This window comes from Rhizobium sp. WYCCWR 11152, assembly GCF_013087615.1.
In the GTDB taxonomy this organism is placed as follows: Bacteria; Pseudomonadota; Alphaproteobacteria; order Rhizobiales; family Rhizobiaceae; genus Rhizobium; species Rhizobium indicum.
Genome location: NZ_JABFCP010000011.1, coordinates 772,722 through 785,897, shown reverse-complemented (window position 1 = coordinate 785,897; position 13,176 = coordinate 772,722). Strand labels below are relative to the sequence as shown.

Annotated in this window: 7 protein-coding genes; all 7 read right to left on the bottom strand. The window is 59.4% G+C overall.

Features of this window, described 5'->3' with window-relative positions:
- Positions 1-3,348, bottom strand: a 3,348-nt coding sequence (locus G9X67_RS25425) for an ATP-binding protein (RefSeq protein ID WP_171599964.1), incomplete at its 3' end; no start/stop codon positions are given.
- A gap of 134 nt (positions 3,349-3,482) precedes the next feature.
- Positions 3,483-5,135 carry a GNAT family N-acetyltransferase gene (locus tag G9X67_RS25420; protein WP_138332035.1) on the bottom strand — a complete coding sequence of 551 codons (1,653 nt, stop codon included), beginning with the start codon at positions 5,133-5,135 and terminating at the stop codon, positions 3,483-3,485.
- Between the two features lie 270 nt (positions 5,136-5,405).
- Positions 5,406-5,897: a hypothetical protein gene (locus G9X67_RS25415; protein WP_012759596.1), complete on the bottom strand. Its 492-nt coding sequence runs from the start codon at positions 5,895-5,897 to the stop codon at positions 5,406-5,408.
- Between the two features lie 119 nt (positions 5,898-6,016).
- Entirely contained in the window at positions 6,017-7,366 is a 1,350-nt protein-coding gene (locus tag G9X67_RS25410; RefSeq protein WP_138332036.1) for an HlyD family type I secretion periplasmic adaptor subunit, read from the bottom strand.
- Between the two features lie 5 nt (positions 7,367-7,371).
- A complete protein-coding gene (locus G9X67_RS25405; RefSeq protein ID WP_171599963.1) occupies positions 7,372-9,666 on the bottom strand; it encodes a type I secretion system permease/ATPase in 2,295 nt (764 codons plus the stop codon).
- Positions 9,667-9,691: 25 nt separating this feature from the next.
- A complete protein-coding gene (locus G9X67_RS25400) occupies positions 9,692-11,725 on the bottom strand; it encodes a hypothetical protein (protein ID WP_171599962.1) in 2,034 nt (677 codons plus the stop codon).
- Between the two features lie 142 nt (positions 11,726-11,867).
- Complete coding sequence (locus G9X67_RS25395) at positions 11,868-12,818, bottom strand: fibrinogen-binding protein (RefSeq protein WP_171599961.1); 951 nt, start codon at positions 12,816-12,818, stop codon at positions 11,868-11,870.
- Positions 12,819-13,176: the final 358 nt, after the last annotated feature.

Here is a 13,176-nt window from a genome sequence, read left to right as displayed (position 1 = left end):
TTCGGCTGCCTGTATTGTCTCCAGGGCACTCGCTGTCTCCCTGAAGTAAGGCAAGGTTTCCCAGAGGCTGTGATCGCCGACGATATAGAATCGGCGTTTTGCGCGCGTCAGGGCAACGTTTAACAGGTTCGGCTTCGATGCGGCCCAGGCTGCCGCTCCGATGTGAGCGGCATCGGCGCCGAGCACCATGAAAACGAGGTCTTCTTCCTTGCCCTGAAACGTATGCACCGTGCCTATCCGTTCTTTCAGCCACTTCGACAGTCTTGGCGGAGCCGAGCGCATATTTCCGTTCGGATCGATCCATGCCGCGTGGGCCAGAGCTTGCCTCAGACTGTTCTTGATCTCCTTGAACGGCGAGATGATATAGAGATCCGGCAATGCGCCGTCCCGGCGATAGGTGGCGGTGAGGACGTCGACGATGAAACCCGTCTGTTCTGGAACGGCCTGTTTGCCTGACACTCTTCCCCTGACGTCGATCCAGGCGCTGTCGCCATAAAACGGTGAAGCGTCGCCAGCTGGCCGGCGCTCTTCCAGCCCGAAGACCATCTTGTTCTGATAGGCGATCTGATTGGCAAGGCCAAACATCGGATCGATGCAGCGCCGATGGACCCTGAGAGGGCTGCCGATCCAGAGCCCGTCCGCCTCCTCGCCCTGAACGGTCGTTCCATAGCCGTTGGCGGCATCGGCCAGCATCTGCACCGACGCCCTGTTCGGCGAATATTGTCCCGCGGCGGTGTGGGGCGAGAGCGCCGAGGTAGCGGTGATCAGCGCGCTTGGCAGCGTGAAGACCGGCTCGATCTGCTGGGGATCACCGATCACCATAACGCGTCGCGCCCGCAACAGGGCGCCGACGGCCGCTTGCGGCACCGCCTGACCGGCTTCATCGATGAAGACCCAGCCGATCGAGCCGGCTTCGAGACCACGGAACTGCCGGGCAAAGGAGGCAAAGGTTGTCGAGACGATCGGAACGATCATGAAAAGGCTCTGCCAGATCAACGCAATGTGCTCGCCGTCGGCGGGATCGTTGTTGGAAAGCAGTTTGTTGATGGCGACGATGTTTCCGCCGAAACCTCCGCCCTTCTTGCCAACATCCGCCAGCCACGCTTCATGCAGCGTCAACGCTGCTTCCAGCAATGCAGAACGGAGACTTGCCAGTTCGTCCTGATGCCAAAGACCGTCAATCTGGAACCGGTCCGTCTCCAGATCAGTGAGACGCCCGGGTAGGGTGGGATGACCGAGAATCGTCCCGAGACGACCGAATTCTCCTCTCTTCCGGGACCAGATTTCCCGTTGCGATCTGAGCGCCCGTTCGGCCCGCTGATGTCCGCGCAACGCCCGTTTCAGCGCAGGTCCATGAGTTTTTGCAAGATGACGCTCGCATTCCGCCAGTGCCTTGCGCAGTTCCAGCTGCCCGCGCGCATTGGCGCCGACATGTTGCCGATGCTGCCGCGCAGGGGTGGTCGGCAACACCCTCTCCCACCAGGCAGGAGCGCTGCGGTCGAGCAACTGTTCCTCCTCCTTCAGATGAGACAAAGCTTCCCTGATACGAAGTATTTCGGCTTGGACCATGTCGTATCTCTCCTGCGCTTGCCGAAATTCGCTTGCGGCTGCCCTGACCCCTTCAAGGGCTTCGCGGCAGAAGGCATCCTGCGAAACCAGGGCGATTTCGTCATAGAGATCGGCATAGCGTGCACATTGGCCGATCTTGTCGCCAACCGCGCCGTCGGCGACATGAAAAGCCGCCGACGCTTCGGCAAAGGTCGGTCCTTCATAGCTTTTCAGCCATTCCCAAATGGTCTGTGGCTTATCAGTGCCAGACCAGCCGGGTTTCGGCCTGTCGGCGATCTCCATAAAGCCGAAACGTTCCTTGAAGGCTCGGCGGTTCCTGGAGTTGCCGAGCGCACAGGCGATCAGACCCCACGGGCGGTCGTCGTCGGAGAGCTTGACGGTGGCACCATTGTCCTTCTGGCAAGCGATCTTGTGTGCGACCGTCTGTAGATATTGGAATGAAGACGTCTTCGCGATTGCGCTCTGCTTGGGAAGGTCACGCGAAATATTCTCCACGGCAGCGTTGTTGGAGGAGGCGACGACCATCTCGAATCCTGCCAGGGCCGGGATCAGCGCCGATATCGAGGCCGTGCTCCGGTCCGAGAAAATGACGCGGCGCGGCGCGCCATCGAAGGCATCGCGCGCCGTCTTCAAGGCGGCCAGGATGCGGGCGCGCCGAACGATATTATCCGCGAACATGTCGCGAAGCAGCGTCGTCTTTCCCGTCCCTGGCGGGCCGTTGACCGAGAACAGTCCCGTTTCCGACAGATCGTCGATCGCCGAATTGATCGCGAACTGTTGCATGAGGCTCATGGCGTGGTGAGGTTCGCTGAGCCAGCGCCCGTTTTCCAGGATGCAAGGCCCGAACGATCGCCCGGCGCCCCCGTCCTCCGAGTAGAGGTCGATCCGTTTCTCACGCGCCAGCGGGGTGAGATATTGCCTGAGCGGCGCGGGGATATCGCCATGCGTGACGCGCATCATCGCCTGCTCGATGTCCTCGATGAAGAAGCTGTTCAGGATCCCGATCTCTTCTTCGATGTTTGCACTCTCGTCCTCCTCGTCGTCGGCATCGGGCGCATTGCTTTCCTGCGGCGGCGGCAAGGCGAGGACTTCGGGTTTTTCCGCTCTGTCTCGATAGCGTATTTCAACGGCGGCGATGGGCTTTTCCTGCTTCGAGGCAAAGCCGGCCCAATCACAGAGCAAATCATGCAGTGTCAGGATTTCGCCGGCATTGATCGGCTGATCGGCCATGTCCTCGGAAGATGAAGATCTGACATGCCGTTGTGCCCGAAAGTTTTGAAGCAATTCCGAGAGCTGCCGCTTGCTGTCGGCAAATGCCTCGTAGCCGAGCGAGGAGAGGCCGGATTTCCGCACCCGTCCCAGAGCCCATGGCAGCGTGGAAACCGAAAATGTTTCAAACATCGGCTGTCCCAAGGGAGAGAGCTGCAGACTGGCAAAGCAGGTATCGCCATCGAGGTCGCTGCGTTCGGCATCGTCATATTCGGCGATATCGGGCGCAACGTTATCGAAGTGTCTGCGGACATCGGAAATTTCGGATTTGCTGAAAACGCCGAGGAACAGGGTAAAACCCGTGATCTGCTTCTCTTCGGGGATCACTGGACGGCTGAGTGCGGCACCGTCATCCCCGAGCGTTTTCGCATGTAACCAGAAAACACTTCGGCCTTCACCGGAGACGATGCGACTGGAGAGATCGTAAGGAATGAAGAACTCGATCTTGTGCCAGAAATCGAGAATGGCCAGAAGCCGTTCCCTTTCGGCGCCGTCTGCATTTGTCTGCATGACTTCTCACTGAGGAGTTGCAAAAATAGGCTCGCGCTTTCTTTTAGCAACGATCGCAGCTCAAAATCAAAGACCATGGTGACTGCGTGTCCCGGAGCCGCCGGACCGCATTTCCGCACCATGGCAAAGCCACATCAATGCAGACGGGGTCGGCGCCGCTCGCTGAGTTGCCGTCCCCGGTTCCAGCGGGCGATGGTCTCCGGCACGACGTCCGTCTTGCCAACGGCGGGCTCGGCGATCGAGCGCAGGCGCTCGAGGGCAATACCCGCCTTGGCGGCATAATCGAGCGAGGTCGGATCGTCCGAATGCACGTCCTGGATCGCGGCGAAGACGGTCTCCGCCTCGGCCAGCCGTTTGCTGGCCGCAAGGGCGATACCACGCTTGTAATGTGCCTGGATGAGATGCGGCCCGATCTCGCCGACCCGGCGGAAAGTCTCTGCGGCCTGCTCATATTGATGCAGGGCAAGCTGCGTGTCGCCAAGCCGCATTTGGATCGGTGTCGGATCGGGCGCTTGCTCGACGAGAACCTTGTAGGCAGCCAGTGCCTCCGTCAGTTTGCCGCGGTCGAACAGCAGATTAGCGAGCCCGAATTCCGCGCCGGTATGGCCTGGAGCCGATTGCAGGACCTGGTTGAAGGCGATCTCCGCCTTGCTGCGGGCTCCGTTGCGGTACATGTCGAGCGCCTGTTCATAGACGAAACGGATGCTGCGCGGGTTGAGCACGCCATGTAGATTCTGGCCGTTGCGGGTGCGGAACAGGGTGCAGCTGATCCGCCTTTCCTCCACCCCGAACATGTACTTATAGGGCTCGTTTCCGCGCAGGAAGTCATAGGTCTTGAAGCCGTGCTCGATCGCCCGCCGGATACAGTAACCATGCAAGATGAGACCGGGAGACGGCGTCTTCCAGTTCTCGTCGCGGCCGGTGATATAGAAGAGGATGGCCTTCTTCTGCCGGTCGACGATATTCGCCAGCGCGCCGAGCGGCTGGTCGCCATGCCAAAACACCGGCACCTCGAGATTGCCGCAGTTGAAGCTGTCCCTCAGCATTTCGCGTGTGGTGATGATCAGCCGTTCTGTCCGCTCCGTGCCTTTGCGGGCACTCCACTTGATCCGCCAGAGATTGAAGAGGATGTCCAAGTCCCTATCGATGGTCTCGGCGGTTGCCATCGTGATCCGGTAAATATCATCGCCTTCGACCTTGCGCAGGAAGCGCCGGAGCTTTTGGCGCGTCTGGCTGCTCATGCGCTGTTCGAGATAGTCGTCGAAGCTTGCCGGCAGCGGGACGATCGGGCAGATCGTATTGTCGATATTCTCGCTGTTCTTGGGCGAGCTGTCGCGAAACATCACCTCTGGCCCCTGCAGCGCCTCGATCATCTTCTCGCGCCGGCGGGCAGGACCGCTGAAATATTCGAGCTTCAGGTCGGTCCAGTTCTGATGTTTGAGAAACGAAGCAAAGCCGGCAATGGCGTGATGCTCGTAGTCCGGTCTGGCGATAAAGCCGGTATAATCGGCCGCAAAATTCCCTGCCATGATGATCTCGTCGTAGAAGAGCCCGGTCTTCTCGTTCAGATGCGTGATCAGGCGCAGCGGAAAGAAGGCGACATAGGGTGCTTCGGGATCGCGTTCGCGAAGGGCAAGGATGAACCAGCGGCGTCTGCGGGACAGATAATTCTTCAGCCAGATCCAGGAGAGGAAATGCTGCGCGTCGGGATCTTCCATGAAGACCTGATCCCAGTTCTCGCGTACCGCCTCGAACCCCGCAATGGTGTCGATGATATCTATGCGCATGTCCGCCCCCCAATACCCCATACGTCACTCGGGAGGTTTCATTCTAATGGGAAACAACGATCTTCAAATAAACCGTCCGGATGATTTAAGTGGCCTAAATGGGATTAGTCCTGAGCCGGCGCATAACCCGAAATCGCAATCGGTTTTGGTGATAATGATGCGCAGATTCAAAGCGATAGAGCACAACGGGTCCTGAAGGATGCTGCGCTTCAACGGACCTCGCCCGAAAGTGTGCGGCGGTTTTGAGAACATGAGTACATAAGGATTAGATCAGAGCTCGCCGGAGATCCGCGGGCTCGCATGGATGAAGGCCCAGAGCGTCCGGCTGATGGCGACGATCTCGGCGATCGACTTTTCCAGAAGGTCGAGCTCGCGCGCGTCCATCTGTTCGATCTTGCCGTAGCGGATCTGCTTGTCGTCCTCGACGAGCCGCATCAGCTGCGTACTCGAGATCTCTCCCTTTTCGTCGAAGGAATAGATGCAGTGATTGTACTTGTTGCGGATCTTGGATTCCTTCTTCAGCCGCGACATGGCTGAAAGGATCGCCTTGCGGTCGGAAGGGGAGGTCGAAGCGAGCTTGGACAGCCGTTCGATGAGATCGATCCGGGCGCGCGTGGTGTTGAGCGTCAGGAACACGACGATTGCTGCATCCTTTTCGACCCGGAGAAGATGGGCGATGATGTAGATCAGCAGGCTTTCGGTGTTCGTCCAGACATAGTTCAGGCGGCCGACCCGCAGCAGGACATCGGACATCGCCGCCATGCTTGACCCTTTCTCCCCGGAGGGGATCCATCCCTCGATGGGATGACATGTGGACATTACATCAGAACAACGGCAAGTCCGTCATATTTACCGGACCGCTCGTGCCGGATCACGAGCGATCAGCGCTCCTTGAAAGCCCGGGACATGCTGTCGGTGATCGGTTTGCTCAGATATTCGAAGAAGGTGCGTTCCGACGTCTGAATCAGCACTTCGGCCGGCATTCCGGGAACGGGATGGAAATTGTGCACCCGCGCAATCTCGGAATCGGGTATTCCGACGCGGACGATATAGACGTCCTTGACCGAAGCACCCGCATTTTCCTCGATCGAATCGGCTGAGACGTAAAAGACCTTGCCCTGCAGAACAGGGGTCGTGCGCCGGTTGAGCGCCGTGAGGCGGATCGAGGCCGTTTCTCCCTCATGCAACTGGTCGATCGAAGTGCGCAGCACCTTCGCTTCCAGGATCAGCGGCACGTGCGACGGCAGGATCTCCATGATCGGCTTTCCTGTCGTGATGACACCGCCGGCTGTGTGAAAATAGGAGCGCACCACCGTGCCCGACACCGGCGAACGGATAGTGGTGCGTTCGAGCACGCCGGCGGCCTCGCGCATCTGTTCGCGCACACTGTCCAGATCGGTTTCGGCGGTCTCGAGCGCATCGAGTGCCGCCTGCTTGTTGGAGTTGACGGCGATGACGGCTTCCTGGCGGAATTTGGCGATCTCCGCCTCGCTCTCGTTGAGCTCGCCGTTCAGTCGAGCAATGTCGCCCATCGCATCGGCGATCGCCCGCTCGATTGCCAGCAGATCCGTCTTGCGCATATAGCCGACCTTGACCAGCCGAGCCTTGGAGTCGCGTTCCTCGGTCAGCAGCGACAGCTGCCTTTCGAAGGATTCTCGCTGGCCCCTATAGCCGACGAACCGGAATTCGAGCGATGCGATGTTCTTCCCGATCAGATTGAGCTGCTCTTCAAGCTTGATCTGCTTGCTGTGGAAGACGACGTTCTGGCTCTGGATGATCGCGTTGATATCAGGATCTCCGGCCTCCTTCGTCACGATATCGGGAAGCTGGAATTCGCGCAGGCCCTGCGCTTCGGCACGGAGCCTGGCGACAACGGCTTCAAGGCGCAGGCGGCGAAGCTGCAGCATCCGCTCGTTTGAACGGGATGCTGTGGGATCGAGGGTCAGCAGGATGTCGCCTTCCTTGACCGTATCGCCTTCGCTGACGCGCATCTCCTTGATGATGCCGCCTTCCAGATGCTGGATGATCTTGTTGTTGCCGGTCGCGACGAAGCTTCCCTGCGCGATAACGGCGGAGGCGAGCGGCGCCGTCGCCGCCCAGAAGCCGAAGCCGCCGAACGAGGTGAAGAGAACCGTCAGGCCGACGATGCTGTGTACACGGATCGAGCGCGGCACATCGCTATACCACTCGAGCTGCACCGGACCGGTCGTCTCCCGATTTTTCCGTCCCATGTCGTTCATCCCTCAATGCGCGGTGCTTGTTGACCGTTATTGCCGTTGTTCTTGGAAAGCGCCTGCAGCACCTCGATCCTTTCCCCGAACATGGCGACGGTACCCTCCTTGAGCACGAGGATCTTGTCGACGCATTGGAGAAGAGCCGGGCGCTGGGTAATGGTGACGGTGGTGATGCCCTGCTTCTTGGCGTGAATCAGCGCCTTGGCTAGTGCTGCCTCGCCCTGGGTATCGAGGTTCGAATTCGGCTCGTCGAGGACCACGAATTTGGGATTGCCGAAGAAGGCGCGGGCCAGCGCGATGCGCTGCTTCTGGCCGCCCGAAAGCGGAGCGCCATCGGCCGCCACGATGGTTTCGTAGCCCTGCGGGAAGCCTGCGATGAGTTCGTGCACGTCGGCCAGCACCGCGGCCTCGTAGATCTGGTGATCGTCGACGTCGTCGCGCATACGGCAGATATTAGCCTTGATCGTGCCGGGAAAAAGCTGCACATCCTGCGGCAGATAGCCGATGCTTTCGCCGAACTGGCGCTGGTCCCAGTTGCGCAGATCCATCAGGTCGAGGCGCACATTTCCCGATGTCGGGACGATCGAGCCGACGAGCATCTTGCCGAGCGTCGTCTTGCCGGACCCGGAATTGCCGATGATCGCAAGCGATTCCCCCTTCTTGAGCGAGAAGGAGATGCCGTTGAGAATGACCTTCTTTTGCGGTGGCGGCACGAAGAGAATGCGTTCGACATCGAGTCGGCCTTCGGGATTGGGAAGACGCAGGCGCGGGAAGTTCAACGGGGAATTCAAGAGCAGTCCCTTGATCCTGCCATAGGCGCCTGCCGACCGGTTGAACTGGTTCCAGCCTTCGATGGCGCCTTCGATTGGCGCCAGCGCGCGTCCCGAGATGATCGAGGCCGCAATCACCATGCCGCCCGTCAGCTCGCCGGAGAGCGACAGATGCGCGCCCCAGCCGAGCAGAGTGACCTGGGTGATCATCCGGCAGGCCTTCGATATGCCGGAGAAGATGATGTTGCGGTCCTGTGCCTCGACTTGCGATTTCAGCGAACCCGCCGTTTCCCGGCCCCACATCTTCACGGCCTCGGGGATCATCGCCATTGCGTTGATGATCTGCGAATTGCGAGACATGGAATCGAGATGGAAATTCGCCCGGCTGAGATAGCCGTTGGATTCGGCGAATTGCCGGGCGGTGAATTTCTGGTTCAGATAGGCGATGACGAAAAGCACCGCGCAGCAGACCATGATGATGATGCCGAGATGCGGATGCACGAAATAGACGACCACCACGAAGAACGGCATCAGCGGCGCATCGAGAAATGCGATCAGCGTGCCTGATGTCAGGAAGCCGCGCAGCAGCTGCAGATCCTGCAGCGTCTGATAGTCCTTGCCGCTGCCATGCAGCGATGCCCGCGCTGCAGCGCTGAGGATCGGCGCGCCCAGCTGCACTTCAAGCTCCACCGCGGTGCGCATCAGGATGAAGCGCCGCACCGAATCCATGAAGGCCTGCAGCAGCACGGCGCCAAGCACGGCGATCGAGAGCATGACGAGCGTGTCGATGGAGCGGCTTGTCAGCACCCGGTCGGATATCTGGAAGAGATAAAGCGGTATCGCCAGCAGAAGGACGTTGATGGCGATCGTGAACATCATGACCACAACCATATTGCGTCGTACCGCCGCCATGCCGCGGGAGAGGCTGGCGGCGAAATTCACAGGCTCGCTGCGCTTGTGAAAACCGCCGCCACTTCCTCCGCCCCCGCCCCCGCCCCCGGGATCGGAATCCTTGCCGTTTCCGCCGCTGCCGGTGCGCAGCCGCCTGTCGTTCTCGCTGAACGGACCGCTTTCGCCTTCGATGGTCTTGCCGAAAGGCATCGTCGGGCTCGATTTGAGCTCGGTCTTCTCTTTCGGCAGTTCGGGAGCCACCCGCGCTTCGATCTGCGGTGGGGCCGGCGCTTCCGCCGGTTTTGCTGTCGCCAGGCCCTGCGCCACCGCGACAGGAGGTGCCGTTTCCACTTTAGCTTCCGGCACCGCCGTCTTTTCCGGGAGGGGCGCCTGCGTTGCGCTTGCGCGTCCGGTATCGGCAGCCTCGTTTGCCGCAGCTTCGGACGTCTCCTTGCGCTCATCGGGAGACGAAGGAGCGGCGCCGCTCAGCCTGCGAAGGTTCTCGACCGCCTCGTCGATCGCGGAGATGCACATCTCGGTCATCGCCGTTTCCGAGGGGGCAGCGGAGGGAATATTGCCCGACCTCAGATCGAGGGCGCTGCCTGCCGCAAAAACTTGTTTCGAAATCTGGTTCATCGTGGTTCCTTCGCAATACTTAAGGTCACGCGACCATGGCTTGCATTACGTCGGCGGGATGCGTCGACGACCATGAAAAATCCTGCCCGGCATTGATGACGCCGTCAGCACAATCGCCGCCTGCCGGATCGTCGTTGTCGAGAAAGGCGATGACCTCGTTGGCGAGCCTGTCGTCGGCCGGCTGCGGCTGTGTCGTGTCATGCTCCACCAGCCCGCCCTGAATGAGGATGGCGTCTGAATAGAGCTGGCCTGCCAGATAGGTCGTCTGGCCGAAACTGTCGTAGTCGACGATCTCGGCGATGTTGACGACCGCATTGCTGCCCGTGTCGATCGTAACCGTTGCATCGGGATTATTGTCGAGGAGCGTCGATGCCGCCTGGGTGACATCGTCGGAATCGCCGAGGATGCTGACCTGCTTTATGATTGTCATGTCATAGAGATTGCCGGTGATGTAGAGCACGTTCAGCCCGGCATATCCTTGGAAATTCGCATCGAAGGACAGCCCCTCCGGCATATTGGGATCGCGATCTTCGATCGCCTTCTGCGCGTCGACCATGTAGTCGGGCATGGCCTCGAACGGGCCGCCCGTCCCGACATTGTGGATCGAGGCGAAATTCCAGATCAGGTTGTTGCCCGTTTGTATGTCGGCGCCGGGATCGAGGTCGCCCTCTGCCCGCACCCAGTCATTGTCGTAGAGCAGCGAGACCTGGGTGATGCTGTTGATATCGAGCACATTGCCGCCGATGATCACCAGATCATATTGCAGGCCCATCTGGAAAAAGGAGGAGAAATTGATCGAAGTATTGCCGCCCGTCAGAACCGTGGCTTCGGACCCTGAGGTGGTGACCGTCATCGTGTCGTTGTCGGTGACGAAGTGATACTGCTCGATCCACTGGACGAAGGAGACGTCGCCGTCGATGACGCTGACGCGCCAGCTGTTGGGGAACGTCGGATCGGCAGGATCGGGTTCGGCATAGCTCGATGCTTCGAAGGTGCTTTGTTCGAAGACGGCGATGTTCTTGGCGATCGTTCCGGCTTCCTCGGCCGAGTGACCGGATGAGCGCAGCGCCGAGGCGATCTCGTCATTGTCGCTGTAGACAAAGGCCTGGGAGACCGCGTCGATCTGATGATAGTTGCCCATGACGGCGGTGACCGAGGCAATGACGCCGGTATGGATCACGGAGGCGACGTTGACGACGACGTTCGCACCGGCGGTCACCTCAAGGCTGTTGCCGCTGGGGTCGGTCTGCTCGACGGATGTATTGCTGTCATCGGGCTCTTCCGGGAGCTCGGCGAGACCGCGATCGGGCAGGAAGTCGTCGAGGACCGGTATATCGGTCTCGGCCTTGCCGTTGATGTAGACGGTGATGGGGCCGTCGCCCGCGGGATCGGTGGTGACGAAATGATGCGTCTCGTCGGTGCCGAGCGAAGTTGTCCCGCTGTCCTCGGTATTCTGGATATAGCTTTCAAGATCCTCGGCGATCTTCAGGGCGCCATCATAGGTATCGGTGCGGTGCAGGCCCGCAAAAGGCGTGAAGATCTCTGCCTTGGTGCTGAAATCCGCCAGCCGCTCGATGACGAAACTCGTGTCTCGAGGCGCATGGACGCCGTCCGTCATATCGAGATAGTCGTCGTCATAGAGTGCGTTGACCTGGAGGACATGACTGATCGCCGAACCAGGTCCGGCAAAGACGGTCAGTTCCGGCTCATCCGTGAGCACGATATCCGTAGGATCGCCGAAATGCGGTAACGGGATGTCCTTTCCGGCAATCGCCGCCAGCTTCTCGAGGCTCTCTTCGAAGACACGGCCGAAATGGCGCGTTGGGCCATATTCGATTTCGTAGCTGCCGCTTTTGTAAATGATGCCCGGATCGTAATCCTTGAGCTGGAGATCGGAAGAGAAGGCGGCGCTAAAGGCATCCTGATCCGGCAGAGCCGGTCCATCCGCGCCCGGTCCTGCGCCTTCGGCATAGTTGGTGCGCAACCTCATCTCGTCGGTCGTCATCTCGAAGAGACCGATGAAGTGCGCAATGATTTCCGAAATCTTCTCGATATGCATGGTTCGGCCCTCCCATTCGAGATGACGATCGGCCTTGGAGGCACCCGCCGGGAGCCGTGGTGTGGTCGTCAAATCGTTTTCAAGCAGTCAAACTGCACCGGCTTGAGCCGGTGCAGTTCGTCTTGGTCGCTGGAGGTCAGTGTCAGGTGCTGGTATCCTCGCCGACGTCGGAGACACGAGAGTTGCCGCCGATGACGCTGGAGTCGACCGTATTGCTGAGCAGGTTCGCACCCTGAACGAGCTCAAGGTGGTAGCCGGAATTGGCAAGGATTGCCGAAGCGTCCGCTGCGCTCGAGCCAGTGGCGTCGTCGCCAGCCTTGAGATCCCAGCCTTTGCCGTCCATGTCCAGGCCTTCTGCACTATTGGCGGTGCCGCCATTGGCATTCAGGTTGTTCTGGGCTCCTTCGTTGTCCATCTTGATGTTCCAGGCGCTATCCTGGTCGGCCAGATGGTTCGCCTGGACGGCGCTGAAGCCGCTGTCATTGCCTGCGCCGGTCAGCGAATTGTTCAGGATGCTGTCGACGTCGAGAGTGAAGGAGAAGTCGTCCCCGAGGTTGAAGGTGAGGTCGTGTCCGGCAACGCCGAGGTTGGAGTCCTTGACGTCCTCGATGACGGCGAAGTCTGTGTCCGTCTTGTTGAAGCTGTCGGAGGTGTTGTTGCTGTCGGAGACCGTCTTCGTATCCGTCTCCGTCTCAGTAACGGTCTTGATGTCGGTGTCGGTTACGGTCTTGGTATCGGTGTCCGTGATCGTCTTGGTGTCGGTATCGTTGTCGCTGTACGACTTGCTGTCATAGCTCCAGTCGTAGTCGTTATTGGAGTCGGTAGTCGTCGTGGTCTTGGTGCTCGTATCGTCGTCGGACTTGTAGCTCCAGTCATATTCGTTGTCGCGGTTGTCGCCATTGTTGGCGGCGACATCAATCTCCGCCTTGACGTCCACGTCGACGCTGTTGTCGGTATTGTCGCGATTGTCGCCATTGGCGACGCCGCCGACATAACCGGTCGAGCCGTCGTCGACTTCAGTTGAATTGACAGCGCTGTTGGCAAAGCCGTCGGCAAGCGCCCCGACCTTGGTGATTTCGATATCGTCAGACATTCAAGTTTCTCCAGAAAAAAACCGGAGCAGCTTTTCGAAATCCCTCTCATCTCAAATGGGATTTTACTCGCGCTCGCTCCGATGCGGTTAACATCGGCAGATGTATTCGATACTGGTCATCTGCGGCTTCTTCGCGATTTGTTGATCAAACCGTTGGTATTGGGAACGTACGTACTCAGTACAAGGCCGCACATATCCGGCTCCGAATCCTGAAAGGATAAGGAGTGGTCGGGTTTTCTTTTCGTTGAGTTGCCCTATAATGGAGGCCATGCATCAAAAACGCATAACGATACCTGGCTTTTCCATGTCGCCACTTGGACGACGATCACAGAATGCTGGAAAAAATGCGGATCCGATA

What these genes read in the sequence shown, in the direction of transcription:
- G9X67_RS25415 (WP_012759596.1), bottom strand. Translation starts at nt 5,897, where the DNA reads ATGGCGGCGATGTCCGATGTCCTGCTGCGGGTCGGCCGCCTGAACTAT.
- G9X67_RS25400 (WP_171599962.1), bottom strand. Translation starts at nt 11,725, where the DNA reads ATGCATATCGAGAAGATTTCGGAAATCATTGCGCACTTCATCGGTCTC.
- G9X67_RS25405 (WP_171599963.1), bottom strand. Translation starts at nt 9,666, where the DNA reads ATGAACCAGATTTCGAAACAAGTTTTTGCGGCAGGCAGCGCCCTCGAT.
- G9X67_RS25420 (WP_138332035.1), bottom strand. Translation starts at nt 5,135, where the DNA reads ATGCGCATAGATATCATCGACACCATTGCGGGGTTCGAGGCGGTACGC.
- G9X67_RS25410 (WP_138332036.1), bottom strand. Translation starts at nt 7,366, where the DNA reads ATGGGACGGAAAAATCGGGAGACGACCGGTCCGGTGCAGCTCGAGTGG.
- G9X67_RS25395 (WP_171599961.1), bottom strand. Translation starts at nt 12,818, where the DNA reads ATGTCTGACGATATCGAAATCACCAAGGTCGGGGCGCTTGCCGACGGC.